The 3,250-nt window shown below is 48.8% G+C and carries 3 protein-coding genes; all 3 read left to right on the top strand.

What is annotated here, in order from left to right; genetic code table 11:
• Nucleotides 1-369 precede the first annotated feature (369 nt).
• The gene (locus F3H20_RS19690) at nt 370-777 is read left to right on the top strand and encodes a response regulator (RefSeq protein WP_149736541.1); all 408 of its coding nucleotides are present in this window, start codon (nt 370-372) and stop codon (nt 775-777) included.
• 336 nt (nt 778-1,113) lie between these two features.
• Nucleotides 1,114-1,788 (top strand): hypothetical protein, encoded by a 675-nt coding sequence (locus F3H20_RS19695; protein ID WP_149736542.1) that lies wholly within the window; start codon nt 1,114-1,116, stop codon nt 1,786-1,788.
• 395 nt (nt 1,789-2,183) lie between these two features.
• Entirely contained in the window at nt 2,184-3,089 is a 906-nt protein-coding gene (locus tag F3H20_RS19700) for a M23 family metallopeptidase (protein WP_149736543.1), read from the top strand.
• The last annotated feature ends 161 nt before the right edge of the window (nt 3,090-3,250 follow it).

Genomic DNA, 3,250 nt, shown 5'->3' on the forward strand with positions numbered 1-3,250 from the left:
CTTACATATGGCCGATATGCGCGCCTCCTCCGCCTTGCATTGCAGAAAAATCTATACTGTATAATTCTAATTCATAACTTTGCCAAGACACTAGTACCTCATCAGCCTTAATTCAGTGAATACTGACGGTGTGCCTTCTTCCTCCGTCTTAGCTGACAAAATTTTGACTCACTTATCTTCCGGTTTCAAGGTTGGCAGAGCACTGATTGGATACTTGGCTGCCGGCTAAAACTGGAGGAACCTGCTGGCGAATTTTTAAAATAAATACAACAATTACCAAAATATAGAAGGATATTTGTCATGCAGTGCGAATAAACATGTAATGAAGAAAGGTTTTGTTAAATTAAAAACAGAGGCAGGGTGAACAAAATGACAGCAACGACTGCGGCTAAATCCAAAGTACTGGTTATCGATGATCAGCCAGGAATCAGACGGCTTTTAACCGAAGTATTGACTGACGAAGGATATGAGGTCGTTACGGCGGGAAACGGCTATGAAGGTGTGCAGCGAGCGAAGGAGGTCAATCCGGCAGTAATCCTGATGGACATGAAGATGCCCGGCATGGATGGCATTGAGACGCTCCAGGAGTTGAAGGCCATGCGTCAGGAAGATAGAGTAATTATGATGACTGCCTACGGGGAGCTGGAATTGGTAAACCAGGCAAGGGAAATGGGAGCTTACGCCTATATTACCAAACCTTTTGATATTATGGCGGTTTGCCGTATGGTGGCGGAAAACATTGCCGGTTGTGCAGCTTCACGGTTAATGATCGGCTGACATTCGACAAGACGGTTTTGGACAGACCGGATAGGGCCTCGGGGGTCTTTATCCGGTCTGTTTATATATAGAGGGTCTTTTTAGGATTGCCAAAGGGGAGGTTGTGTCAGCAAACTATCCGAGACGCTCCCTGACGGTGCTTTTTGTGCCATACTTCTTTAAAATTTTTTGAAATAGGGGCTGCTATTCCTGCCAAATTCCGCGTGCCCTTTAGGCTATAACCGGTCTGGCGCAAAAGTTCCCCGCCATTGATCATTCCGTAGTTTGACAATACGCCCAGGCAGGAATTCGCTGATTCTTGGCGAAGATTCCTTTGTAGAGAGGGGGGAGACAGGTATGGTTATCCGTACAGTCTATTCATTGGCACTGTATTGTTCCCGGTGCGGGAAAACTCATGTGCATGACGTTTCAGCTTTCACCGTGAAAAAGGCTCAGTCCCGGGAACTGGTTTGTAGTTGTGGCCAGGTACAGGCAACCATTACCGGCGTGGGTCACGGTCAGTATCTCCTGAAAATTCCTTGTGTGGTTTGTGAGGTCAATCATATTATATGCCTGGACAGCAAGCAGCTTTGGCGAAAACATATAGACAATACGCAGGTTCAGAAAATTTATTGCCCCAGTGAAACAGTAGAATTGGGCTTTATGGGTGAGCGGGAAGCCGTTGAGCAGATGATAGCCGGACATCAGCGGGAATTTGAGCGGCTGCTTCGGGAAAAGACGGACGATGATATTGACAGCTATGACAGCTATGACGAAAATATTGAAAATCCCCAAATCTTGTTTGATGTACTCAATAAAATCCACGATATTGCCGAAAAGGGACACATTTATTGCCTCTGCGGCTCCGTTGATATTGAAGCGGTCGTGCTGCCTGACTGCATCGAACTCCAGTGCCAGCACTGCGGCGGCCGCCAGGCTATCTCGGCAGCGACTGATAAGGACCTGCAGCAGGCCGAGCAATTAGAGCTTATTGAACTTATTCCTTCCAAATGTTCCCGGCACAATCAATAATATGCTATAGCAAGAGAGGAGAATATCCTCTCTTTTTTGTTTTACTTAGCCTGCGCAGGATGCGGGGGACGGTCCCTTTGACTCAGTAGGTTTGCTTTTTGGATATGGTCCGTTTAATTTATTGGGTATGGAAAACCAGTGCCTTAGCCGGTGAGAGTGTAGTACGGCAAAAAGGCTGCTGCATATTTCTGCCGGACGAGCATTGGGTGCTTTACAAGACAGAGTTAACCGGAAAATGGGTGATTGGCAGGGGGAGGATGGTTCAAACGGGCAGTAGTAGCCGGTTTGGCTAACCAATGATAATTATAACTTCGCAATTATGCATAAATAAAGAGTGCGCTGCTTATCATATACCAGGGACAACTCATATCTGTAAACCGGAGTGATTAGGCGCTATGCATAACTTTCTTGAGCATAAAGCGGCGGTACAGCGATTTTTTGTTGTACTAGCCATCATTGTGTTGGCCAGTGTAAGCGTGCTTAACTTGCCCCACCGGGACGAGGCGGGACATTCCTTTGAAGCGAATCAGGAGAAACCGGAGCTGCCGGCCGTGTCGGAACCGCCGCAAACCGTCGTAGCCGGCCTGGCCCCCCTGCGTAAGCATGTAGTGCAGTCAGGAGAAACCTTAAGCAATATTGCCGAGCAATATCAGTTGGATGTGGCCACTCTGCTGGCAGCGAACGATCTGTCCGACGATACGCTGCGAATCGGCCAGGAGCTTACCATTCTACCGGGCAAAGGCGTACTGCACACGGTACGGGCAGGCGATACGTTGTGGGAGATTGCCCGCGCGTATCAGGTCGATATTCCGGCTATTGTGGTTGCTAACGGCAAGAAGGATGACAATGCCGTATTGGCGGAAGGTGAAAAACTGTTTATCCCCGGTGGCCGGCTGCCCTTACGGCAGGCTTCTCCTGTGTCCAGAGGGACAACCTCCCGCTTTTTATGGCCGACCAGAGGAGAAATAACCTCACCGTTCGGCTATCGCTGGGGCCGGCTGCATAGCGGCATTGATATTGCCAATGACGTGGGAACACCGGTGCGGGGCGCCATGGCTGGCAAGGTAACGTTCAGCGGTTGGTGTGATGGCTATGGGAAAACCGTCATTTTAGAGCATGGCAGAGGGTATTCCACTTTATATGGCCATTTATCCCAGTCGGTAGTACAGCCGGGGCAGTATGTGGAGGCCGGTGAAGTGATCGCCTATATGGGCAATACCGGCTGGTCTACGGGACCGCATTTGCATTTTGAGGTCCGCCTTAATGATCAACCGTTGAATCCGCTGCAAGTGCTGCCCTAGTGTCTTGACCAAGTTAAATCTTAGTTTATACAGCCTATCTTTTTCCGCACTGCTGCGTTGTCGTCGGCTTACATATGGCCGATATGCGCGCCTCCTCCGCCTTGCATTGCAGAAAAATCTATACTGTATAATTCTAATTCATAACTTTGCCAAGACACTAG

Source organism: Propionispora hippei DSM 15287, from assembly GCF_900141835.1.
In the GTDB taxonomy this organism is placed as follows: Bacteria; Bacillota; Negativicutes; order Propionisporales; family Propionisporaceae; genus Propionispora; species Propionispora hippei.